General features: G+C 68.9%; 20 protein-coding genes. 12 read left to right on the forward strand and 8 right to left on the reverse strand.

Annotated features, from left to right (window positions below):
* The first annotated feature begins 305 nt into the window (after nt 1-305).
* The 3 genes from MKL01_RS21990 (at nt 306) to MKL01_RS36260 (ending at nt 1,741) form a co-directional block, all read left to right on the forward strand.
* Nucleotides 306-746, forward strand: a complete 441-nt coding sequence (locus MKL01_RS21990) for a hypothetical protein (protein WP_243907313.1) — start codon at nt 306-308, stop codon at nt 744-746.
* Between the two features lie 320 nt (nt 747-1,066).
* Nucleotides 1,067-1,258, forward strand: coding sequence for a hypothetical protein (locus MKL01_RS21995; protein ID WP_243907314.1), 192 nt, complete (start codon nt 1,067-1,069; stop codon nt 1,256-1,258).
* 114 nt (nt 1,259-1,372) lie between these two features.
* A complete protein-coding gene (locus MKL01_RS36260; RefSeq protein WP_409566306.1) occupies nt 1,373-1,741 on the forward strand; it encodes a Fic family protein in 369 nt (122 codons plus the stop codon).
* A gap of 320 nt (nt 1,742-2,061) precedes the next feature.
* On the opposite strand, the gene MKL01_RS22000 is transcribed toward MKL01_RS36260, so the two are convergent.
* Both MKL01_RS22000 and MKL01_RS22005 read right to left on the reverse strand, forming a co-directional pair.
* Nucleotides 2,062-2,325, reverse strand: coding sequence for a hypothetical protein (locus MKL01_RS22000; protein ID WP_243907315.1), 264 nt, complete (start codon nt 2,323-2,325; stop codon nt 2,062-2,064).
* 15 nt (nt 2,326-2,340) lie between these two features.
* Nucleotides 2,341-2,634 (reverse strand): hypothetical protein, encoded by a 294-nt coding sequence (locus tag MKL01_RS22005; RefSeq protein WP_243907316.1) that lies wholly within the window; start codon nt 2,632-2,634, stop codon nt 2,341-2,343.
* Between MKL01_RS22005 and MKL01_RS22010 the strand changes: the two genes are divergently transcribed.
* The 4 genes from MKL01_RS22010 to MKL01_RS22025 all read left to right on the forward strand — a co-directional run bounded on the left by MKL01_RS22010 (nt 2,633) and on the right by MKL01_RS22025 (nt 3,931).
* Complete coding sequence (locus MKL01_RS22010; protein ID WP_243907317.1) at nt 2,633-2,956, forward strand: hypothetical protein; 324 nt, start codon at nt 2,633-2,635, stop codon at nt 2,954-2,956. The two genes, MKL01_RS22005 and MKL01_RS22010, sit on opposite strands and share 2 nt — an antisense overlap.
* Before the next feature lie 95 nt (nt 2,957-3,051).
* Complete coding sequence (locus tag MKL01_RS22015) at nt 3,052-3,297, forward strand: hypothetical protein (RefSeq protein WP_243907318.1); 246 nt, start codon at nt 3,052-3,054, stop codon at nt 3,295-3,297.
* Nucleotides 3,294-3,740: a hypothetical protein gene (locus MKL01_RS22020; protein ID WP_243907319.1), complete on the forward strand. Its 447-nt coding sequence runs from the start codon at nt 3,294-3,296 to the stop codon at nt 3,738-3,740. Before MKL01_RS22015 ends, MKL01_RS22020 begins: the two co-directional genes overlap by 4 nt.
* Nucleotides 3,731-3,931, forward strand: coding sequence for a hypothetical protein (locus MKL01_RS22025; RefSeq protein WP_243907320.1), 201 nt, complete (start codon nt 3,731-3,733; stop codon nt 3,929-3,931). Before MKL01_RS22020 ends, MKL01_RS22025 begins: the two co-directional genes overlap by 10 nt.
* A 1,734-nt stretch (nt 3,932-5,665) precedes the next feature.
* Here the strand turns inward: MKL01_RS22025 and MKL01_RS22030 are convergent.
* Nucleotides 5,666-5,968 (reverse strand): hypothetical protein, encoded by a 303-nt coding sequence (locus MKL01_RS22030; RefSeq protein WP_243907321.1) that lies wholly within the window; start codon nt 5,966-5,968, stop codon nt 5,666-5,668.
* Nucleotides 5,969-6,274: 306 nt separating this feature from the next.
* Here MKL01_RS22030 and MKL01_RS22035 point away from each other — a divergent pair, with 306 nt between their 5' ends.
* Nucleotides 6,275-6,508 carry a hypothetical protein gene (locus MKL01_RS22035; RefSeq protein ID WP_243907322.1) on the forward strand — a complete coding sequence of 78 codons (234 nt, stop codon included), beginning with the start codon at nt 6,275-6,277 and terminating at the stop codon, nt 6,506-6,508.
* A gap of 116 nt (nt 6,509-6,624) precedes the next feature.
* On the opposite strand, the gene MKL01_RS22040 is transcribed toward MKL01_RS22035, so the two are convergent.
* Nucleotides 6,625-6,834, reverse strand: a complete 210-nt coding sequence (locus tag MKL01_RS22040; protein WP_243907323.1) for a hypothetical protein — start codon at nt 6,832-6,834, stop codon at nt 6,625-6,627.
* A 96-nt stretch (nt 6,835-6,930) separates the two neighbouring features.
* A complete protein-coding gene (locus MKL01_RS22045) occupies nt 6,931-7,218 on the reverse strand; it encodes a hypothetical protein (RefSeq protein ID WP_243907324.1) in 288 nt (95 codons plus the stop codon).
* A gap of 250 nt (nt 7,219-7,468) precedes the next feature.
* On the opposite strand from MKL01_RS22045, the gene MKL01_RS22050 reads away from it, so the two are divergent.
* The 4 genes from MKL01_RS22050 (at nt 7,469) to MKL01_RS22065 (ending at nt 12,450) form a co-directional block, all read left to right on the forward strand.
* On the forward strand, nt 7,469-7,738 hold the full coding sequence (locus MKL01_RS22050; protein ID WP_243907325.1) for a hypothetical protein: 270 nt from the start codon (nt 7,469-7,471) through the stop codon (nt 7,736-7,738).
* A 241-nt stretch (nt 7,739-7,979) separates the two neighbouring features.
* Nucleotides 7,980-8,171 (forward strand): hypothetical protein, encoded by a 192-nt coding sequence (locus MKL01_RS22055; RefSeq protein ID WP_243907326.1) that lies wholly within the window; start codon nt 7,980-7,982, stop codon nt 8,169-8,171.
* 684 nt (nt 8,172-8,855) lie between these two features.
* The gene (locus tag MKL01_RS22060; protein ID WP_243907327.1) at nt 8,856-9,398 is read left to right on the forward strand and encodes a hypothetical protein; all 543 of its coding nucleotides are present in this window, start codon (nt 8,856-8,858) and stop codon (nt 9,396-9,398) included.
* Nucleotides 9,399-10,221: 823 nt separating this feature from the next.
* Nucleotides 10,222-12,450 (forward strand): hypothetical protein, encoded by a 2,229-nt coding sequence (locus MKL01_RS22065; RefSeq protein ID WP_243907328.1) that lies wholly within the window; start codon nt 10,222-10,224, stop codon nt 12,448-12,450.
* Between the two features lie 147 nt (nt 12,451-12,597).
* Here MKL01_RS22065 and MKL01_RS22070 read toward each other — a convergent pair whose 3' ends face one another.
* The 3 genes from MKL01_RS22070 to MKL01_RS22080 all read right to left on the reverse strand — a co-directional run bounded on the left by MKL01_RS22070 (nt 12,598) and on the right by MKL01_RS22080 (nt 21,487).
* Nucleotides 12,598-15,813, reverse strand: coding sequence for a PAS domain-containing protein (locus MKL01_RS22070; protein WP_243907329.1), 3,216 nt, complete (start codon nt 15,811-15,813; stop codon nt 12,598-12,600).
* Between the two features lie 475 nt (nt 15,814-16,288).
* Nucleotides 16,289-20,014, reverse strand: coding sequence for a caspase family protein (locus tag MKL01_RS22075; RefSeq protein WP_243907330.1), 3,726 nt, complete (start codon nt 20,012-20,014; stop codon nt 16,289-16,291).
* A gap of 417 nt (nt 20,015-20,431) precedes the next feature.
* Nucleotides 20,432-21,487 (reverse strand): amidohydrolase family protein, encoded by a 1,056-nt coding sequence (locus tag MKL01_RS22080; RefSeq protein WP_243907338.1) that lies wholly within the window; start codon nt 21,485-21,487, stop codon nt 20,432-20,434.
* Between the last annotated feature and the right edge of the window lie 11 nt (nt 21,488-21,498).

Genomic DNA, 21,498 nt, shown 5'->3' on the forward strand with positions numbered 1-21,498 from the left:
AACCGCGTCCGGCCGCATTCGTCCCTGGGCTATCGGCCGCCCGCGCCTGTCAGCTACCCGGATCTGGCCTTCCGGCTACCCATCGCCGCCACCATGCAGTAGCCTCTCAATCGGCTCGGTCCAAAATACCGGTCAGGTCAAAGGGTCGGGCCTACGCGATGTCGTCGAACACCGGGCAGGCGTGAGTGCTCTGAGGGTCACCTTACAAATCTCAGCCGCACTCTCGTACAGACACGGCTATCGGCTTGTTAGACCCCCCAAAAGCCGCTCGGTTGTGACAGCGAAAATTATAATGGGAGGGAAACATGAAACCCACAGTCGGCGTCATGCTCGCAGGTGCAGCATTTATATTGTCCACTGCTGCGTCAATCGCTGGTCCGTGCGACAGTGAATTGACCATGATGCGTTCTGATCGGCCAAACCTGTCCTCGGCTGGCCACATCGCCTATGCCGAGTGTGCAGCCAAGAACAAGATCTCGCTGAACGAGGTGAAAGCGGCAGACAAGCACGCGTGTGAAGCTGAACTGACGATGATGCGTTCGGATAGACCGCACACGGCCATGATCGGTCACAGCGCCTACGCCGAGTGCGCAGCCAAGAACCATATTGTTGGCGACTCTGGTCCGGCCGCTGCTAAGCATGCCTGCGACGCCGAACTGACGATGATGCGGTCTGATCGTCCAGGAGTAGCCTCACGCGGCGCTCAGGACTACGTGACTTGCATGCAGCGCACCGCAGCCCGCTGATTGGTTCCGAACGTAGAGAGCCCGCCCGGTTCGCCCTGGCGGGCTTCTTCATGGGCGCCAGACGCTGCCGGGCTGATGGCCGACCTGAAGCAGTCCCTGCGCGGCCGGGCCTACGCGATGGCAGCCAACAGCGGGCAGGCGTGATGAGGTGCAGGACCTGATCGCAGAATTGACGGGAGAACCCCTGACAGGGCGGAACCGGTGTGTTCTCCACGCACGTCCCCCCACCTATCGCTACATGACACCATCTCTCAAAGAGGGCATACCTGCCCGCGCTACCGTGAGTCACCGATCCTAGCCGCCTATGGAGGAGCGCTGTGATGACCGAACTGAAGACGGACAAGGCTCTACTCGCCGCCCTCAAGCAGTCGGCTACACGCTCCCCGCCCACCGAACAGGTTGAGCGCCAGTGTCTCTCATTTGTCATGGGCGCGCTCCCGATGGGAAGCGATATGACACGTGAGGACGTGCGCGAGGTTTTGAACCGGCAAAAAGGTGCGGCGCGCGGATAAAGTTTCCCAACAGTGATCATATACGAGCTGACGGGACGCAACGAAAATCACCCTGTCTATCAAGTCCTTGAGGCTGAGAACGGAAGTCGGCAATACGACTTCCTACGCTCTATCGTGACGGCGCCGCTCAACATCGGGCGACCCTTTTTCTCGCAACACATAATCAAGGCCCTGAACTTCCAGGCTATTGCTTGCTTGCACTACGATGCCGGGGCGTATCGGCCTTGCGCTGTTAGAGTTAGCAATCATCTCCCGCCGGAGCACTACCGAGTGACGGCGCCGATGGACGATTTTGTCAATGAGGTAAATCGAGCATGGGAGAGCACAGATGATGTTGTGCTTGCAACCCATGTCCTTTGGCGCCTAAAAAATATACATCCACTTATTAACGGAAATGGTCGCACTGCACGGGCCGTGTGCTATTTTGTTCTTTGTCTCAAGGCCGGCGGCTGGCCGGCGGGAGACCCGATACTGCCAGAGTGAATTCGGAGAGAAAGACAAGATTATTGCGATGCTTTGCAGGTTGCCCACGAAAGCCATGCGCAGTCTGGAATTCCAGATCTAGCGCCGCTGCACGCCATCGTGGCACGCCTCGTTGCAGAGCAAGTCCGCTCAGCTACCTTAAATGACCAAGGTCAGCCGGCCGCCAGCAGTGATACCATTGGCACGACTGCGCTCGGAACTACGACAACACCGAGTGCGCCGTAGATTTTTCGGGACAACCCCGCCTTCAGCGCCTCTTCCACGAGGCGGGGAATGGGGTGAGCCTATCGCGAGATCACGGGAGCTTGGGGATCAGCAGACTATGCGAGGACTTGGTCGATCACGCCGACAATGACGTCTCGCGCGATGCCCTCGGCCTCTTCCGGTGCTTGCCCAAGAGCGAAGTGATCCGCTACAGCCCCAGCGCCAGTTTTCCGCATGCTCTCGCTGGTCTGCCGTAATCGCATCAGAATGGCACGCACGATGGTCTCGGCGCCGCCCGGCGTAATCTCGGCATCGCCGTGGAACACCGTCTCGAATGCCTCTTCTGCGGCTTGGCAGAGCCGCTCCATCTCAGGCGTCATAGCCGGACGACTCCGTCAGGACCGCTTCGCCTTCAGGGCTTCCTCGACGAGGCGGCGAATGGCTTCCGGCCGCGACGGCTGCGGCTCCGGCTGAGCCTCAATCCACGCATCTAGTGGGTTGAGCTGATCGGCGTGCATGCGGACGACGATCTGTGTGCCCTTGCCCGTTGGGGCCGGACCGCGGCGTTTCTTTGCTAGCAAGGTTTCTTGCATCCACATACGAACCGTGATAGCACAATAGCGAGCCGGCGGGAAGGTAGCAGCTCCCGCACCGGCTCTAACCACCAACCGCACCAGGATGCAGTTCATGGCTATCCACCACCCTACACCGCCCCTCGGCGGCGGTGAACGCCCGCGCTTGCCTTCAGCACAGGTAGGACCGGTCACACAGGCCATCCGCGCCATGCGGGCGGCTGAGGTTAATGCCGAGATTTCCGGCATTACCAAACCTGTGCCTCTCTCAGGTTATGCCGCACAGTTCACCCACGGCATCCGCGCCCTGTCCCGCACCGAGGTCGAGACCCTGGTAGAGGGCCCGATTGACCTTCTCGACGCCTGGGACGGCGATACGGACCTGGAGAATGGTCACGACGCCGAGGGCAATACCGACGACAACGGCCTCGGCGACTAAGACGCCCTCGGCGAGCAGGGCTTCCGCGGCTACGGGGGCTGCCTATGAGTGGGCGAGTCCGCACCAGTGCCGAGATCGCAGCTTGGCACGAGGAATTGGGCAAGCGCTACGTCGACCTCGAAGACGTGGTCTGCGACCTCCGCTTACGAGGGCACGTGATTGAGACGTTCCTCTCGCAAACGCTGAAGGAGTCTCGGTTCGCGCCAAAGTTCGGCGACAACGTCACGATCGTCCTGCTTCAGGAGCAGATTGACGCGCTGCAATTCCTGATTGGCGAACAGCAGACGCAGGTGCTCGACCTCCACAAGCGCTTTTACGCGGACACGAAGTGCGAGCCATGACCGCTTCCACCCGCCGCGCCGCGCTCGGTGCCATCCTCGCTGCCCCGCTCGCGTCCGTGCCGGCGATGGCCTCCGATCCGCATGCCGCCCGTGAAGCCGAAGCCCGGGCGCTCTACCGCCATCATCGGGCAACCGAATGGGGGTGGAGCATGCCGAGCTTCTCGCCCGCCTGCATCGCCGCCTCAGAAGCCCACAGCGATGTGATGCACTTCGCCAACGAAGCCTGCACCATGGCGCCGCCCACCACACTCACCGGGCTCGGCGCGCTCGCCCTGTCTATCGCGCTGTCGGAGGAGCAAGCCTACAGCGCAGACAGCCTCGACGCGGATGAGAGCATGCTGATCGCGCTCGTTCAGGCGGTGTTGTCGGTGACGGGCATGGCGTTGCCCCCAGACTACAGGGTGTTCGTCTATCGGCCGAACGAGGATGCGGCATGCGCCTGATCAGCCCCTTCATCGTCGCGGTGGCGTGGTGGCACACGCGGCGGGCCCGCCGGGCCACCCACGACATGCGCCGGGCGAACTACTACGCCACGCGCAGCCTGCGAACGCTGATTGCAATCGGTCGAGGCCCGATCCCGCGGACAGTCAGCGGAGTGCCGGCGATGCCGCCGATGCCGGTGCTGTGCCGGTAAGGGGGTGGTGGAACGCAACCCCTTAGCATCCACGCCCGCTGTCCAAGGATTTGAGGGGCCATTAGGCCGCGGGCGTGGAGGTCGAGGGCCTGTCCCGCCCCCGACCACTCAAACTAACAGAGCTTAATGTGATCCCCTAATGGCCGCACTCGCGATCGCCGCCTGCGCATTTGGTTCGACGAAAATAATGGAGGCAACCACGCCCGCCTTTGTCGCTGAGGGGTGAGCGGTAGGCGGGCGCGGAAGGTCAACGGGATCGTGTCAACCCGCCAACGGGGCGGGTCCTAATCAGCCGACATTACCGATTGGTTTCCACCCTCACGAACGCCGCTCGCGCATCCGGTGCGGGCGAGGGGAGGGGGTAGTTCGCGAAGGTTCGCGAAGCCATCATGGATACCGACGTGGGTAGGCGCTACACATACGAAGCTAAACACATGACATATAACAGTAATCAGGAGGACGTTGGCGGACGCTCCCTCCGCCATCAAGCCGGCGAAACCGTTATCTGCCAAAGAGTTAGCGGTTTTCATACAGGCTCAACCGACGATAAAACGGACGATCCGCGCGCACCGGATGCGCGAGCGGCGTTCGTGAGGGGTGGATCGTGCGTTTGGCCCCAGTCAGATGACACGAAATTTAATAGCCGGCGGCATTTTAGACTGAATACAATATTAGGTGTCGGCCTTGCGCTGACCTCCACGCTCGCTTCCTGGTGTGCCCCTCAAGCTGCCGGCGCGAGCGTGGATGCTTTTTTGCGCAACAGCGGGCAGACGTGGTTAGGATTTTAACCAACAGTTGAACCTACTGGCCGGTCGGTAGTATTTTCCGGATGCCGGCTTTCGCCGACCACCCGCGCCCGCTTACCGTTTGCCCCTCAGCGACAAAGGCGGGCGTGGGTGCATGCTTCTTGCTTGTTCCCAGCGTCGGGTCTCCTCTCGACCTCCACGCTCGCCCCGACGCCATCTCCCCCTCGACCGACGGGCGGGCGTGGATGCCAAAGGGGCGATGGTCTGACCCTGACCCACCGAACTGGTCCACGCCGAGCGCACGTTTCTCGGGCGTCCTGAGCCCTGCAGGGGGTGGACGCCGTGCCCCGCGGCCATGCGCGCCGGCCTGCCTGGAGCGACCGCGCGGGCGTTCGGCGAGCCGGAGGACGCCCTCCGGGCCGGCGGGCGTTGGACGCGCCGGTCAGCGGCACCAGGGGGCGGCGCCGCACCACCGGATCGGAGCCCGATCGAGGGCGCCGGTCGTCGCAGGGTCTGCGGACGGCAGATGCGCGCGGGCCTGTTCGGCGGGGCGGTTGGCCTCCGCCAGCATCATGGCTGAGAAGCAGCTGAGCGCGAGGGCGGCGACCCAGAGCGCGCCTCTCAGGTTTCGAAGCGTTCGCTTGGACATACCCCCAGGGTGGCGGCCGTCGGTTAGCGAATCCTTGCGCCGTCGGGAAACGACCGAGGGGGCCCACACAGAACGGGGCGAACGCCGGGGATACCTGGCCTTCCGACCAGCCGTGCCGACAGGACGCGTGGCCGAGGCGCCGCCGGCGCGCTGACCCGGTCGCGTGCGGGCGGACCTGGCCGATGCGGGTGGCCCTGAGGCGAGCCCCGTCGCCGCACGCGGTTCTCGGGACGGGGCGGCCACGAGACCGTCGACCGCCCGGCGAAGCTTTGGGATTGCCCCGCGGATCCAGCCCGCGGGGCAGCCGGACGTCATTTGCCGGACGTTACTTGCCGGACGTTACTTGCCGCTCGGAGCCGCACCGCTGCCCGTCGCACCGTTGCCCGTGCCGCTGCCGGCCGGCGCGCCGGGCGTGCTGACGGGCGGCCCGCCGGTCGTGCCCGGCCCCGTGCCCGTGCCCGTCGTGCCCGTGGTCATCGTGCCGGAGCGCGATTCCATCGACTTCTCGGACGGGCTCTTCACGCTGCCGGGATTGTTCATGTTGCCTCCGGCGCTGCCGCCGCCGGCTGCCGTCTGAGCCGTGGCGGCACCTGAGACCGCGAGCGTCAGCGCGGCCGCTAGGATGAGTGTCTTTCTCGACATGGGCGTTCCTCCAGACGGATCCGATCGATCAGTCCTCACCCCAACGTAGCTGTGATCCGAATCGTTCAGGTTCCGGCCAGGAATGAATTTCCAGGTCCCGTCCAAACCCACGCCGAAACCACGCATCGCTTTTGCGCTTTCGCGCGTTCCTGCGGCGTATTGCCCACGCGGTGTGTGCAATAGTCGACAGAGCGGAGGCGGAGATGTTGCGTGGTGGATTGCTCTGGTTGCTCGGGATCCCGCTGCCGATCATCCTGTTGCTGTGGTTTTTCGGCGTGTTCCACTAGGCGCGGATAGGCGGGTACCATGCCCTATACGGTCGAGATCACGATACCTCCCGCGGTGGTCGACAACGAGGCGCAGGCGGCGCGGATGTACCAGCTGCCCGAGCCGTTCGGCACGGTGGCCGAGGCACACGAAGCGGCGGTCACGCACATCGAAGGCCTCGGGCTCGATCCGGCCCGCGTCCTCTACACCGTGTTCGATCGCGAGGGCTTCACGGTCGCGTCGAATGCCGAACAGCCGGCCGAGGCCGGGTAGCGCCAGGGCCGCGCGCCGGCGCCCCGTCGGGTTCCGTTCCCCGTCTCCCCGATCCCGGCGCAGCCGGGCGTCGGGCGGGACCGGGCGGGGCCGTCGCGGGCGCCGGTTTCGCGACGTCAGACCGTTCGCGCCACGCGCCCGTGCACGCGCTCCGCTTCGGCCCGCCACGCATCCCGCTCGGTCCGCATGGCCTCGACGAGGGCGTGCATGTTCCCGGCATCGATCGCGGTCTCGACCAGCATATCCTGGGCAGACGCGAGTTGCTCGCGCAGCTCCGCATTCTCGGCCGCCAGGGCCAGAAGGAGAGCGGCCACGACATCGCTCATTGAATTCCCGCACCACCACCGAGCCGGCGCGTGTAGCGGGGTGCGCGCCGGGCCACAACAGCGCGCGGCGGATGTCGGGCGGGATGGGTTCGCGACCTAGCGCCACCGCTCCTTCATGCAGGCCAGGACGTAGACCGTGCGCATGCAGCGGGCCTGGGCTTCGGACGACTGCGCCTTGTCCATGCAAGCCGCCATCCCCGACGTGAGAAGCCAGCGATCGATGTCCTTCGCGGACGCGCAGGTAAAGATCGGCTGGAAACCCTCGAAGCGGCTCACCTGCCAGAAAATGGCGACGACCGACAACAGGCAGAACGCGCCGACCATGATCCTGCTGTCGTAGAACCAGTGCCGGCGCGCCGAGGCCAGGGATGCGCGCTTGCTCATCCCTCGACTGGATACGCCAGCAGGTTGGTGGTCCGGAGCCTGATTCATTTCCCGGCCGGCTGGTAGGCCGTCAGCGCGGGGGCTGCAACTCCCGGTTCGCCGCCATCCTCCGCGGTGCCGCCCGCGGCTCCGTCCGAGGATGGCGCCGTCATCCAGATGTGCGATGCCATACGTCCGCATTCGGAGCCAAACGGTAGACCGAGCTGTGCGTTAGGCGGAAAGCGTAGGTCGTCCGCCGCGGATGTGACGGATGTCTGTTTTCCTCCAGCCCCCTTCGGCCGACGCCAGCGGCCGCCTGCATCGGCGCGCCGTCGCCCTCGCCAATGTCCGGTGGTTCCGGGCGATGGCTTGGCGGGCCCTTCGCACCGGAGGTCCGAAGGCGGAGCTGCGCGCGGCGAACGCCCGTGCTGCGGCGCGCATCGTGATCCGCCAGGCGCAGCGTGAGGCCGTGATCGGCCGAATCGCGCGGGGCGCCCTCGCGGAGGATCGCGAGCGCGGGGTCCCCGCAATCTCCGGTTGATAAAGGCCGCGCGCGATCATCAACGGCGCTGCGTTCCCCGACGCCGGACCGGCCCCCACTTCGGCGGACCATGCCCGAGCGTCCTGGCGATCATCGCGCCTTCGACGCCTCCTTCACGGGACGGTTCGCGGTAAAGCGAATCCCCATTGCAAGTCCGTGTCGGCGGTGCCTAGAATGACCGCGGATCGTCGACGACTCACATCAGCAGAGGCCGGTCTCGATCCGCGTATGGGAGGTGGTTATGCTTGCATTTGCATGCCTCTTCACAGTGCTTGCCCTGTTCGGCTCGCTCGTCGGCGCAGGCACCGTCGGGAACCCGATCGGCACACATCACCTGACGAGCTATGGCTGGGCGTTGTGCATCAACGCCGCCGCGCTCAGCGCCCTGTTGATGTTCAAGGTCTACGAGCGGCATCGATCGCGGCCGCACTGACCTGAGCCTCGGGACAGCGGCGCCTCCGGGCCCCGGCGGACCGGACGGGATCGGCCGGGCCGCTTCACGCCCCTGTGAGGCGACAGCCGGCCTCGAGCGGCTACGATCGCGGGTCCAACCCTCCAGGGCCGAACCACCTTCAGCCCGACCGGTCTTCCGGAGCGGGCTTTTTACGGACCGCTTGGGGCCGCACCCGATTGCGTTGCAACGGGATCGTCGGCTGCGCCCATGCCGAGGCGGGCGCCGGCCCCGGGCGGGAGAGGTCTGCTCGCGCAGAGAGCCGGGTGAGGGACCGGCCATGACCACGCGGCGTCGGCGTGCTCGTTTCGGATCCCGCGCTTCCCGCACCCCAACCCTCTCCCGCATGGGAGTGGGGGCCTGTCGCGCCACGAATGGACCGGCCGTGTCGGTTTGCCGGACTGCTGCAACAAGATTGGGTCCGGCTCTACCGCGACAGTCGCCATGCATGCCCGGGTCGGTCTGCCCAGACCTGCAGCCGGCCGAGCCGCAAGGCGATGACCAGGGCAGATATCGGGTGGCCGCGCGGGCATCCCGCCAGACGAAACCGGGCCGCAAACGGAGCCGAAATCTGTATTCTTTGGCTTCTCACGAGGTCTCTTGCCGTGATTAATCGGTTATGAAATATTGAATGTTGTTAAAAAAGAATCGGAAGGGAGAGTCGCCATGCGCGCACGGTTATCGCACGCTTTGTACGCCACCGCATTCGTATGTGTCGGTATTTCACCGGTTCTTGCAGAGGACATGCCGAGATCTGGAGACTACAAGGTGATTTATACGGGCGTCAACATGGCACCGATCAAGCCTATACCGATCGGCGGCGGCCGGATGTTGGCGGTCAGCCATTTTACGATGACGGCTGTAAATGCGGCCGGCAGCGGTTTTCTCAACAACTTGCCAGGCCGCTGCGTCGGCATGGCCACCTTGGACAACGACGCCAAGACGGTGGAGAGCCATGGCCGGTGCGTCTACGCGGATGCGGGGGGCGATCAAATATTCGAGACGTATGATTACGCGGTGCAGCCGCAGGGCCCCAATATTCGCGGGAAGGGCGAGTGGACGGGAGGCACCGGGAAATTCGCGGGCATCTCGGGCGATGTCGAACTCACCAATACCCGCCTCAGCGCGATGACAGACGGCATAGCGCAGGTCTCCGGCACCAAGACCGGTCGGTATTCATTCGAGTCCACGACATCGTCCTTGAAGTAGCGTCCCGGGCGGGCTCCGGATCCCGGTCGGCCTGACGGCGCCGCGTCTTCGGCGCTCCACGTCGAGGCGGCGGTTGGCTACCGCCGATAGAGCCGCCACCTCAACTTGAGGTGGCGGATCCGTTCCTTGATGCGGCGCAGAAGGCGGAGCGCCGACGCAATCGAAGGCGCGGGCGGGACATTCCGTGGCGGCAGCTCAATCGGCATCGGTCGCAGCCTTCCTCTACCGCATCCCCCAGGTCCCCTGCCGTTTCCGCGATGAATGTCGCGGGCGGTCTCCGGATCAGCCTGGGCCGGATGATTGGCGTCTGCCGGGTGGCATCGACGCTTCGCTCCCCCTGAGTTTCGATCACCGCGCGGCTTCGCGCAGGATGCGACCTGGCCGGTCAGCCGTCCCGGCTCGGACGCCCTCGCCCCACCGTATCACAGGGGCGACCGCCGTGCGGCGCTTCTCCGTCCGCGTAACGGCCTCGATGCTTCCAGAACGCGTTTTCGCGGGCGATCGCGACGCGGTCTGCCGGAGATGCGCGACCGGATCGGGCTCTCGCGTGGAGGACGACGGCGACATCGTCGGGCGTGTCGATCAGTCCGGCGCCGGCCTGGATCTGGACGCGGGGGCCGGGCCCGTGCCGGCCAGGCGGGCGACAGCCGGCCGCCAAGCGCGCATCATGACGAACCGCTTCCGGGTTCGATCGGCGGGCCATCGTAGCCGGGGCGCCGGCGGTCACCGGGCCCGCGGCGTCTGCCCGTCGCGGCTTGGACTGTAACGGCGTGCCCGAGGCGAACGAAAAGCCGGCAGGGCGGGGAGGGCTCTCGATGGCGCCGTGTGCGATCCGACCGATGCGGCGGCCTGCGGCGACGCCGACCGGGACGCCGGCGCGATGAGCGCTGGAGGGGTCGCGGCGCGCGGCCTGCGGCGAAGCGCCGGCCGTCGCGCGGCGATCGGGCTCGTCGGCGGGCTCGCGCGGCTGGCGCGGGCCACCGCCCGGATCGCGGCAGGGCTCGTCCTCGCGGCCCTCGGCATCCTGTTCCTGAACTACGTCGTGCTCTCGACCGACAAGGCGCACGCCTATCGCAACCTCGACCCGGCGCTGGGCGAATGCCGCGACGGCCTCGCGAAGGGCTGGACGATCCTGGCCGATACCGGGCGCGAGACCCTGCGGACGGCGATGCCGGTCGACGGCGACGGCTGGGTCGATGCCAGCAACGACGAGGATGCGGCGATCGCCACGGATGCGCGCTGGGCGACGCGGCTGCGCTGCGCCCTGCAGCGCCATCGCGTCCCGGCTCGCGAGCCCGGTGGCCGGGATCTCGCCTACCACCTCGGCTTCATCGAGTTCCAGGAGGATGGCGAACCCTACGCGCTGGTCTCCCGCGAGGGGGCGAGCGACACCGCCATCGACAGCGCGATGCTTCGCCACGCCATGGACAGCGAGATGCGGGCCAAGGGCATGCCCGCCACGATGGTCAAGCCCGTCATCACCCAGCTCGACGCGCTGAAGAAGCATCTCTCGACCGGGTCGCACTACGTGATCGCGTTCGTCCACGGCTGGCGGCACGACGCGCGGATCGGCGACGGCAACGTGGCGGACCTGCGCCTCTACGCGGCCCACGCGGCCCGCTTTCTCGCGCAGCGCTGCCCGAGCGACCCGAGTGTCTGCGACATGGACGTCACGGCGATCTATGTCGGCTGGCGCGGGGCGCGGGTCGACGAGCGCGGGCTGCGGCTCTGGTTCGGCAACGCGATCGGCGGCTTCTTCGGAAACCTGTCGGCCGGCGCCACCCTGTTCGACCGGAAGCCGGTGAGCGAGGCGATCGCGCCCGCGGCGATCTCGGCCCTCCGCACCCTCGAGACGACGCTCAGCGCGCCGGGGGCGCACAACAAGCTGATCGTCGCCGGGCACAGCCTCGGCGGCAACATGCTGGCGAGCGGGCTCAAGGACGACGTGGTCAAGGCGGTGCGCCGCCACCGGTTCGGAGACACGCTGCCGCCGGTCCTCGGCAATCTCGTGGTCCTGATCAATCCCGCCTCCGAGGCGAGCAAGTGGACCGCGATCCAGCGCGAGGTCTGGATGAGGCTGGCCGACCACGCCGACGCGCACACGTCGGCCGCCGAGGTCGCGCGCGACGACGGCTACTTTCCGGCCGACCAGCGGCCGGTCCTGATGTCGGTGACCGCGGCCCTGGCCTTCCCGGCGGGCGGTCTGCGGCCCGGGGATTGCGCGTGGATAGGCCTCGACGTCGACGACGCCTTCGCCGCCGCCCGCCGGAAGATCCGGAGCCGGCTCGCCGCGACGGACAGCATGTTCGATACGGGCGTCGACTACGATTGGGCGACGCACGACCTGTTCCCGACCTTCAAGTTCGATTTCCGCCCGGCCGCGGGCTTCCTCGACCGGGTGGCGGCGCGGTTCGAGGGCCGCCAGCCCCGCGGCGAGAGCTGCTCCCCGCCGCCGCCCGTCGACCTCGCGGCCGGGTTGCTGACGCTGCCGCTGCGCACCCTGTCGCTGCTGGCGGCGACCTTCCCGTTCCAGAACACCGCCCGCGAGGATTCGCACACCATCGGCAACCTCGACCCGCCGCGGCCGGCGGCCGGCGTGCTCGCCGATGCCCAGCCCTCGGCCGCGCCCTTCGGCACGACCCACGAGCTGCTCGGCCTCGACGCGCCCGGCCTCGAGCGGCACAATCCCTACGCGACGCTCGCCGACGCCGCCCTCGACTGCCCGCGCTCCGACCAATGGCTGAGCCGGGCCCGGCGGGCGCGCGCCGACCGGCGCGGCAACTTCTGGGACAGCGCCGACCTCGCGCCCGGCCGATCCGGCGAGGCCGGCCCGGCCGCGCGCTTCCTGCACGGCCTGCAATTGACCGGCATCGCCCCGATCACCCGCCCCAACGACCCGTTCTGGAACGTCCGCGCCTTCGACAACGCACTCTCGCGCCACGACGGCTACCGGCTGTCCTCGTTCATCTGTGCGCTGAACCAGCTCGTGATGGACGACATCACCGACTCGCCCGCCCTGATGAGCGATCACCGGGACCTATCGGTTCCCTGACGGCCCGTTCCGACCCGCCGTCAGGCCGCTCCGCTGCCCGGCCTCGAGCGCCCCTCGCAGAGTGCCCCCGCACCGCGCCGGCCGGGGGAGGCCGCCCGGCAACCGGGAGGCCGGTGCGGCCCGCGGCGGCGACCGGCCGGAGCGGGCTCAGACGCCGGGTCGCCGCCGCCCGACGATCCTGCGCAGCAGGCCCGAGACTTGGTCGGCCGAGTAGGGCTTGTGCAGCAGCTCGAAGCCGTTGGCGCTTTCCTGCGCCAGGACGTGGCTGTAGCCCGAGGCCAGGATCACCGGCAGGCCGGGCAGCCGCCGCTTGAGGATCCGGGCGAGTTCGATCCCGCCCATGCCCGGCATGACGACGTCCGAGAACACCACGTCGAAGCCGGCCCCGTCGGCCCCCAGCATGTCGAGCGCCTCCTCGGCGCTGGTCGCCCAGGTCGTGTGATAGCCGAGGTCGTCGAGGATCTGGGTCGCGAAGCGCCCGACCTCGACGTTGTCCTCGACGACGAGGACCCGCTGGCCGGCGCCGCCGGGATCGACCGGGACGGCCTCCGCGGCATCGTCCGGGGCGACGAAGGCCGCCTCGGTCTCGGGCAGGTAGAGCGTGAAGGTCGTGCCCCGGCCAAGCTCGCTCTCGACCGCCACGTCCCCGCCGGACTGCTTGGCGAAGCCGAACACCTGGCTCAGACCGAGGCCCGTGCCCTTGCCGATCTCCTTGGTGGTGAAGAAGGGCTCGAACACCCGGGCCAGCAGGTCCGGCGCGATGCCGGAGCCGGTATCGGTGAGCGAGACCGCCGCGAAGGGGCCGGCGGCGGCGGCATGGCCCCGGATGGGCGGCAGCGGCGCCCCGCATTGCAGGCGCAGCGTCAGCGTCCCCGCCCCGTCCATCGCGTCGCGCGCGTTCACCGCCATGTTGACGAGGGCCGTCTCGAACTGGCTCGCATCGACCCGCACGAAGCACGGGTGGTCCGGCACGTCGGTCACGACCCTGATCCGTGCGCCCGTGACCGTGTCGAGCAGATCCCCGACGAGGTGCAGGCGCGCGCCGACATCGAGCGTCTCGGGCTTCAGCGTCTGGCGCCGCGCGAAGGCGAGGAGCTGGCCCGTCAGCTTGGCCGCCCGGTCGACCGTGTCCGAGACGGCGTTGAGGTAGCGGGTCCTGCGCTCTTCGGCGAGATCCGGGCGCCGGAGGAAATCCACCGACGAGCGGATGATGGTCAGCAGGTTGTTGAAGTCGTGCGCCACGCCCCCGGTCAGTTGCCCGACCGCCTCCAGCTTCTGCGACTGGCGCAGCGCCTCCTCGACCTCGCGCAGCGCCTCGGCCTGGGCCTTCTCGGCGGTGACGTCGCGTCCGTAGGCGTAGACGAGTTCGCCCTCGACGGAGGTCCGCCAGGACAGCCAGCGCCGGGTGCCGTCCTTGTGGCGGTAGCTGTTCTCGAAATCCGTGAGGTGGTCGGCGGCCGCCGCCCGCTCGAGGGCGTCCTGCGTCGCGCCCCCGTCGGTGGGCCAGATGAACGCGCTGAAGTGACGGCCGACCACCTCCGCGGGGGCGTGCCCGAGGATGGTTTCCCAGGCCGGGTTGACGGCGCGGAAGACGCCGTCGCCCCCGACGACGACGAGCAGGTCGCGCGAGTTGCGCCAGACCCGGTCATGCTCGGCCGTTCGCTCGGCCACGCGGCGCTCCAGGGTCTCGTTGAACCGGACGAGCTCCGCCATGACGCGCTTCTGGTCGTCGATGTCCGTGCTGGTGCCGACCCAGCGGACGACGGTGCCGTCGCCCGAAAGCACGGGCTGCGCCCGGGCGAGGAACCAGCGATAGGCCCCGTCCGACCGCCGCAGGCGGTACTCGGTCTGATAGCCGGAGCGGCCGGCGACCGCCGCGGTCCATTCCTCGGTCACCCGCCCGCGGTCGTCGGGATGGATGATCTCCTGCCAGCCCTGCGCATCGAGTTCGCCCGTCCGGGTTCCCGCGTAGGCGTAGACGCGCTCGTTGTACCAATAGGCGCTGCCGGCCGGGTCGGTGGCCCAGGCGAAGTTCGGCAGCACCTGCGAGAGCACCCGGAACTGCTCCTCGCTGTCGCGCAGCGCCTGCTCGGCATGCTTGCGCGCGGTCACGTCGACGGCCGTGCCGAGCACGCGCCTGCAGCGCCCGTCCTCGAAGACGCCGCGGCCCTTGGCGGCGACCCAGCGGATCAGCCCGTCCTCCCGGCCGACCGTGCGGTACTCGACGTCGTAGAGGGCGCGCCGGTCCGGATCGAGCGCGGCGGCGAAGGCGGCCACGGTGGCCGCGCGGTCGTCCGGGTGCAGACCGGCATAGTAGTCGGCCATGGTGACCGGCACGTCGGCCGAGATCCCGAACATCGCCTTCACGCGCGCCGGCCAGAACAGCGTGTCGGTGGCGACGTCGAGGTCCCACAGCCCGACCTCCGCCGCCTCGGTGGCGAGCCGCAGCCGGGTCTCGCTCTCGCGCAGCTGCTCCTCCGCCCGCCGGCGGGCGCTGTCGTCGATGTGCAGCCCGTCCCAGATCACCTCGCCGTCCACGAGGCGCGGCGCGGAGATGATGCGGGTCCAGACGAGGCGGCCGTCGGGGCGGCGCATCGGCACCTCGACGTCGAACGGGGAGAGGTCCCGGATGGCGACCGCCTCGGCCTCGGCGATGCGGGACCGGTGCTCGGGCAGGATCAGGTCGTAGGCCGCGGCCGGATCGGCCAGCACGGTCGCGGCCGGCACGCCGGTCATGCGCTCGAAGCCCTGCGAGACGGTGAGGAAGCGCCGGGTCGAGCCGTCGAGCGGGGTGACCAGCTGGTAGACGTATCCCCCCGGCAGGTGGTCGGTGACCGCCCTGAGGCGCGCCTCCGCGTCGCGCAATCCCGTCTCGGCCCGGATCTGCGCCGTCGTCTCGGTGCAGGCGCAGAACATGCCGGCGACCCGGCCGGCCTCGTCGCGCACGGGCGAGTACGAGAAGGTGAACCAGGTCTGCTCGTCGTAGCCGCGCCGGTTCATGGTCAGCGGCATGTTCTCGGACCAGGTCGCCTCGCCCCGCAGCGCCCCCTCGATGAGGGGCGCGATGTCCGACCAGATCTCGGACCAGATGTCCCGGAAGCGGCGGCCCAGGGCGGCGGGGTGCTTGCCCCCGAGGATCCCGGCGTAGGCATCGTTGTAGAGGAATCCGAGTTCGGGTCCGAAGGCCACGAACATCGGGAAGCGCGAGCCCAGCAGCAGGTTCACCGTCGCGCGCAGGCAGGCCGGCCAGGCGTCGGGATGCCCGAGCGGCGAGGACGCCCAGTCATGGGCGCGCATCATCGCGCCCATTCGTCCGCCGCCCACGGGGAAGGGCGGGAAGTCGGTCGGGTCGTCCTCAGGCATGGCTCTCGGATCGGTGAAGGCTCACGCGACGGGTTCCGGCCGGAACGGATCCGCTCGGATCGGTCCAGGCCGAGGGCGCGCGAAGCGACAAGGGCGGATAGCGGAGGGCGGCACGAAGATCTCTGCGTCGAAGACCCGCGGTCCGGCGACTTGCCTGTAAACGAGGACGTCGGCCCGCGCATGACCCGTCGCGCAGATCCCCGCGATCAGGCCGCCTGGGGCCCCCGGCGCAGGCCCGGCGCGGCCGCGTGTCCCGGTTCGACGCGACCCGCCGCGCCCGCGTTCCTGCGCGGACCGGACCCCGTCGACGATCCGAGGCGGGGCCGCGCCGGGGATGGGCCTCGCAGACCCGCGGGCGGGCCGCCGGTTCCGGAGCGCACGTGTCCCCGGTCCGGCCGTCAGGGCGTCCGCTCCCGGCGGTCGCCCGGGGTGCCGCACGGGCGCGTGTCCCGGCCGGAAGCCGGACCGAGGCTCGTCACTTGGCGTTGAGCATGAAGCGGCCCTCGGCTTGCGGATTGATGACGTAATCGTCGCCGCCGATCGAGCCGTAGGTGGTCGGCTCCTGGGCATTGTTCGTGGACTTCAGGACCGAGTCGCGCACGCGGCCGAACAGCTTCCGGATCTCGACGTTGGGCTTGCGCACCTCCTCGATCAGGGCGGCGGAGAACGGGCTGTTCTGCTGCCCGACGACGCCGTCCAGCGCCACCTGGCCGGCCTTGGCCGAATAGGCGACGAGCGTGCTGCCCGGGGGCTCGACCCGGGCAAGACCCCGCCCGACCGACCGCGACGCCAGGGTTCTGGCCATGGTGACCAGGAACGGGTTGTCGCGGCAGGCATCGAGGATGACGATCCGGAACTTGCGCGCGCGCTCGATGCTGCCGAACGCCTGGTCGAGGGAGATCGCCTCCAGCGAGACGGCCGAATCCGATTTCAGCCGCGCGTCGACCGGCACGAGGTAATTGGTCCCGGCGACCTCGATGCCGTGTCCCGCGTAGTAGATCAGGGCCCAGTCGGCGCGCTCGGCCAAGGTCGAGAACTCGCTCAGCGCCCGCCGCATCGCGTCGACGCCGAGATTGGTCTCCAGGCGGACCTCCCGGAAGCCGATGGCGCGCAGGGTGTCGGCCACCGCGACGGCATCGCGCGCCGGGTTGTCGAGCTGGTTCACCGCCTCGTAGGAACCGTTCGCGATGATCAGGGCGACGCGGGTCTCCGGCGGCAGGAGCACGGCCGGGGTGTCGGGCGTCGGATTGCCCGGCCGGATCTGCGGCTGGAGCTGGAACGGGCTCGGGATGCCGGGCGCCGGGCTGCGGTCCGCCTTCGGATCGTCGGGCGAGAACCAGATCGGCAGGATGCGATAGTCCAGGGCCGCGCGCTTCATGTCGGCGAGGAGGGGCCTCAGGGCCGCGCCCGAACCGGAGACGAAACCGCATTCCCCTTTCCTGACCGCCGTCAGGATCGTGTCGTCGTCCCCGGCGACGAGGGGGTCCGCGCGCGCGCTCGCGTCGCCCACGATCCCCGCGACCACGTCGGCGATCTCGGCCTGGACGGCTGGCGCGACCTCCCCGCGGCGGCACATCCGGTGCGCGGCGGACGAGACCGCGACGGCACCGATCCCTTGGCCGTCGGGATCCGCCAGGATGGCCTCGATCTTCTGGACCGCCGCCGCCTGGGCCTGCCGCACCGCCTCGACCCGCTCGGGCGAAACCCAGAGCGGGAGCAGGCGGTACCGGACCTGATCGCGCCGGAAGCCCTCGGCCAGGATCGCCACGTCGCCCGTGCTGGCGAAGATCGATCCGCAGCGGCGCTGCTTGGTCGCGACGAACAGGTCGCCCGGGTTCGCGCTCAGTCCGAGCGCCGCCTTGGGCAGTTCGTCGCCCAGCGTCTCGACGAAGATCGACAGGACCTGCGCGTTCAGCACTTGGTCGACCGACTCGATCCGGCAGATCGCGCGGGAGCCGTTGTCGAAGGCCAGCATCGCGAACCCGCCCGGGGCCCCCTGGGCGACGGCCCGGCGGACCTCGTCGAGGGCGGCGGCCTCCTGCTGCCGCGCGGCCTCCCGGTCGGCGCCGGCCACGAAGGTCGCGACGCTGTAGCTGCCCGCATCGGCCGCCGCGGCCACCGCGCGGCTCAGGGTCAGGTCGTTCAAGGCGCGCCGCTCGACGAAGAACAGGTCGGCGCCCGTGCGCTCGGCCGCCGTGCAGGGGGCCGGCCGTTCGGCCATGGGGGCGCCGAGCGCCGTTACCTTGGCTCTCAGGAGCCTCAGGCTCAGGCGGTCGGTGGGGAAGTCGCCGAGGGTGCAGCCCACCGTGCGCCCGGCCGCGAAGGTCAGCGCGCCGTCCAGGCGCCGCGTCACGGCGTGGTCGCCCGGCGCGCTGTTGTAGAAGACGACGATGTCCGAAGGGTCGCCGGCGAGCACGCGGCGGCCGGCCTCGCCGAGGCTGGCCTGGAAGGTCTCGATCGCGCTCAGCCGCGGCTCCAGAGCCTGGAGCCGGCGCTCCAGGATGTCGAGTTCGGCCTGCAGGTCCGCGGTCCCGGTCCTGTCCGCCTTGGGCGCGAGGTCGGTCAGGGTCCTGCGCAGATCCTCGGGCAGGAGGAAGCCCAGCAGCGTCTCGATGCGTCTGTGCAGGGCCTGCAGGCGGCCGCGGGCCTGCTCGTTGGCGGTCCGCCGGGTCTCGGCCAGGGCCATGTCGGCCAGCACCGCCTCGTAGCGGCTCGACAGCGCGTCGATCTGGTCGGCGGCACGGACCGCGAGCCCCCGGTTCGCCGGTATCCGCGACCGCCCGCGCAGGCGTTCGGCGACGACGTCCGACATGAACCCGCCGGACGGCACGCCCTCGGCGTTGGCGAAGGCCAGGATGGCGCTGCGCGTGACGCTCCCGTACACGCCGTCGGCCGGTCCCGGGCCGGCCAGATAGCCCTCGTCCTGCAGGGTCTGCTGAAGCCGGACATGCTCGTCGATCGCACGCGCCAGCTCCTGCCGCGCGTCGGGGCCGCCCTCCCGCCCGACCCGATCCGTCCAGAGATCCTTCTGGCGGGCGTAGACGCGCGCGATGCACGGCGGTGCCTTCGCCCGCAGCGCCGCGGACGGCTTCCCGGTCTCGGGCAGGCGGCAGGCCTCCAGCGTCTGCTTGTAGAGACCGACGGCTTCCGCCCTCAGGCTGGCGCCGTCATTCGGCGCGACCTGCCGCAGCGCGTAGTAGGCGCGGGCCATCTCGAGGTCCAGGCGGCGCAGGCCGGGCTCGGCACAGATGAGCATCGGCAGGGCCGTGTTGGCCTCGTCGCACTTGAACGAGGGCCCGATGTCCCGCACCGCCCCGACCCTCTCGGGTCGGTTCTCGGTCTTGGGCTCCTTCGAAAGCGCGGCAGCCTCCGCGCGCAGGGCGGCGAGGCGGGCGACGAGGGGATCGGGAAGGCCGTTCCGGCCGCGCGCCTCGGCCTGGGCCCGCAGCGACCGCAGGCGCTCGAGCGCGGCGAGGCGGGCCGTCTCCCGCTCGGCCAGGGCCGGCAGATCCGCGGCGCGGCGCTCCAGCGTGTCGGTCGTCTCCGCGCTCGGCTCGAACCGCCCCGAGAGCTGCTCGTCGATCTGGGCGCGGAGCTGGGCGGCTTCCGCGCGGACCGCCGGGGCGGTGTGGCGCTGATATTCGTCGATCGACGCCCGGACGGTGCGCAGACGCTCGATCCGGATCCGCCGCTCGCCGGCCTGCAGCCGGTTCTGTCGGGCCTCCGCCGTCTCCGCCTCGGTCGTGAAGATCTGCGTCCCGGACAGGCTCAGGCGCGCGGCCTCGGCCGGCTCGACGTTCAGGGACCGGCCGTTCGCATCGCGATACGCGAAGGCCTGATCGCACCGGGTCGTGACCGGCCGTCCGTCCTCGCCCGGCACGACACAGGGGAAATTGCGCCGCAGCACCGCCGGCGAGAACCTGCGGCACTGCGCGGTGACCGCGCTGAGGCGGGCATCCTCGGGGCCGACACCGTTCTGGACCAGGGCCGGGACGGCGACGTTCTGCTGGGCCAGCACCCGTTGCAGGCAGCTGCGCTCGGCCTCGGGCAGCCGGGCCCAGGCCTCGCGGGCCGATTGCGACTGTGCCGCCCCGATCAGGCCGCCGAACAGATCGAGCGCATTGACCTGGGCGCCGGCCGGGTTGCCGAGCAGGAGGCAAACGAGAACGGCGATCGAGGGCACGAATCCACGGTTCACCATCGCGGCACGGTCTCACTCGGCGGAGGCGCGAATTATTGCGACTTACTCGATACATGATACATTTTTGGCGGCTTGGCCATTTATGCATGCGTCTAATCTGAATTCAACGCTGGATTATATGTCCGACGACGATCTCACTGAAAATGAAGCCGTTTTCGCGCGATCGCGCCTCGCTCGATCCGATGACCGCGGACCGGTCCACAGCATTGCCTGAATAAAATTCGATGTATCTAACAATACTTCAGATATATGCTACGATATCCGATATCGAAACACCGCGAGCACGACCCCGGCCCGCGTTCTGAGGCGCCGGAGTGCAGCGGAGGCCCCTTGCTCGGGCGGGCGCCTCTGCGGCCCGCGCGTGCGGAAAGTCTCGGGACGCGGGGCCGCGCGGCCTGCTCGGCGCAGCCCCGCACGTCAGGGCATCAGGCCCGCAGCCGTGAGACGGGCCGCCAGCCGGGGATAGACCCGGAGCGCGTTGCCGGCGTAGACCTTCGCCCGGTCCGCATCGGAGAGCGCGGCGGCCTCGACGTAGCGCTTGGTGTCGTCGTAGGCGTGGCCGGTCTCGGGATCGATCCCGTTCACCGCGCCCACCATCTCGGACGCGAACAGCACGTTGTCCCGCGGCACGACCTTGAGCAGCAGGTCGATGCCCGCCTGGTGATAGACGCAGGTGTCGAAGAAGACGTTGCGCATCAGGTCCGACAGCGGCGGCCGCTTCATGTCCTGCGCGAGTCCCCGGTAGCGGCCCCAATGATACGGCACCGCCCCGCCGCCATGCGGGATGATCAGCCGCAGCGTCGGGAAGTCCTTGAACAGGTCGGAGGTCACGAACTGCATGAAGGCGGTGGTGTCGCCGTTGATGTAGTGCGCGCCCGTCGCGTGGAAGTTGCGGTTGGCCGAGGCGCTGACATGGACCATGCCGGGCACGTCCAGTTCGACCATCTTCTCCCAGAGCGGGTACCAGTAGCGGTCCGACAGCGGCGGGTCCGTCCAGTAGCCCCCGGAGGGATCCGGATTGACGTTGCACCCGACGAAGCCGAGTTCCGTCACGCACCGCTCCAGCTCGGCCGTGCAGTTCTTCGGCGACACGCCCGGCGTCTGCGGCAGCTGGCAGACCCCGACGAAGTTTTTCGGCATCAGGCTGGCCACGCGGTGGATCATGTCGTTCGACACGATCGACCAGTCGAGGCTGGTCCGGGCATTGCCGATATGGTGGCCCATGCCGCCGGCCCGGGGCGAGAACAGCACCAGGGAGATGCCGCGGTCCGCCTGCAGCTTGAGCTGCCGCCCGGTCACGCTCTCGCGCACCGCGTCGTCGCTGATCTTGAGGTCGGCGGGGGAGGGCGCCTGCGCGGGGTCGTTGATGGCGTCGATCTGGCGCTTGCGCCAGGCCAGCAGGGCGGCCGGCTCGGTGGTGTAGTGCCCGTGGCAGTCGATCACCGGGCCGGCATGGCCCGAGGGCTCGGCCATGGCGCCCGCCG

This window comes from Methylobacterium sp. J-070 (genome assembly GCF_022829385.1).
Taxonomy (GTDB): Bacteria; Pseudomonadota; Alphaproteobacteria; order Rhizobiales; family Beijerinckiaceae; genus Methylobacterium.

Excerpts from the sequence above, each read along its gene's own strand:
- MKL01_RS22035 (WP_243907322.1), top strand. The coding sequence starts at position 6,275 with ATGCCCTATACGGTCGAGATCACGATACCTCCCGCGGTGGTCGACAAC.
- MKL01_RS21995 (WP_243907314.1), top strand. The coding sequence starts at position 1,067 with ATGACCGAACTGAAGACGGACAAGGCTCTACTCGCCGCCCTCAAGCAG.
- MKL01_RS22025 (WP_243907320.1), top strand. The coding sequence starts at position 3,731 with ATGCGCCTGATCAGCCCCTTCATCGTCGCGGTGGCGTGGTGGCACACG.
- MKL01_RS22045 (WP_243907324.1), bottom strand. The coding sequence starts at position 7,218 with ATGAGCAAGCGCGCATCCCTGGCCTCGGCGCGCCGGCACTGGTTCTAC.
- MKL01_RS22060 (WP_243907327.1), top strand. The coding sequence starts at position 8,856 with ATGCGCGCACGGTTATCGCACGCTTTGTACGCCACCGCATTCGTATGT.
- MKL01_RS22070 (WP_243907329.1), bottom strand. The coding sequence starts at position 15,813 with ATGCCTGAGGACGACCCGACCGACTTCCCGCCCTTCCCCGTGGGCGGC.
- MKL01_RS22020 (WP_243907319.1), top strand. The coding sequence starts at position 3,294 with ATGACCGCTTCCACCCGCCGCGCCGCGCTCGGTGCCATCCTCGCTGCC.
- MKL01_RS22010 (WP_243907317.1), top strand. The coding sequence starts at position 2,633 with ATGGCTATCCACCACCCTACACCGCCCCTCGGCGGCGGTGAACGCCCG.
- MKL01_RS22075 (WP_243907330.1), bottom strand. The coding sequence starts at position 20,014 with ATGGTGAACCGTGGATTCGTGCCCTCGATCGCCGTTCTCGTTTGCCTC.
- MKL01_RS22000 (WP_243907315.1), bottom strand. The coding sequence starts at position 2,325 with ATGACGCCTGAGATGGAGCGGCTCTGCCAAGCCGCAGAAGAGGCATTC.
- MKL01_RS22080 (WP_243907338.1), bottom strand. The coding sequence starts at position 21,487 with ATGGCCGAGCCCTCGGGCCATGCCGGCCCGGTGATCGACTGCCACGGG.
- MKL01_RS21990 (WP_243907313.1), top strand. The coding sequence starts at position 306 with ATGAAACCCACAGTCGGCGTCATGCTCGCAGGTGCAGCATTTATATTG.
- MKL01_RS22040 (WP_243907323.1), bottom strand. The coding sequence starts at position 6,834 with ATGAGCGATGTCGTGGCCGCTCTCCTTCTGGCCCTGGCGGCCGAGAAT.
- MKL01_RS22050 (WP_243907325.1), top strand. The coding sequence starts at position 7,469 with ATGTCTGTTTTCCTCCAGCCCCCTTCGGCCGACGCCAGCGGCCGCCTG.
- MKL01_RS22030 (WP_243907321.1), bottom strand. The coding sequence starts at position 5,968 with ATGTCGAGAAAGACACTCATCCTAGCGGCCGCGCTGACGCTCGCGGTC.
- MKL01_RS22005 (WP_243907316.1), bottom strand. The coding sequence starts at position 2,634 with ATGAACTGCATCCTGGTGCGGTTGGTGGTTAGAGCCGGTGCGGGAGCT.
- MKL01_RS22055 (WP_243907326.1), top strand. The coding sequence starts at position 7,980 with ATGCTTGCATTTGCATGCCTCTTCACAGTGCTTGCCCTGTTCGGCTCG.